The following is a 214-nucleotide window of genomic DNA, read 5'->3' on the forward strand; positions in this document are numbered from 1 at the left end:
GGTCCGGGTCGTTCGTCCACGACTTGGGGAGATACAACTCCCGGTCTACCAGCGCCCGCCCCCGTCCGGAGGCGTAGGCGGCGAAGACGCCGATCTGGCAGTTCTCGGTCCGCCCGGGGGCTTGTACGTGAATAACCGTCAGAGTTGACCTGTCGGACGAGGTGTGGTGGGAGGCTGGAGCATGGCTCTGCCTTCGCAACATCGCATCCCCGCC

At 65.9% G+C, this 214-nt stretch carries 1 pseudogene; it reads right to left on the reverse strand.

The features are described from left to right. Positions 1-115 (reverse strand): annotated as a pseudogene (locus ADK54_RS45000) (transposase); the annotation flags it as partial. Between the last annotated feature and the right edge of the window lie 99 nt (positions 116-214).

It is taken from the genome of Streptomyces sp. WM6378 (genome assembly GCF_001279695.1).
Lineage (GTDB): Bacteria > Actinomycetota > Actinomycetes > Streptomycetales > Streptomycetaceae > Streptomyces.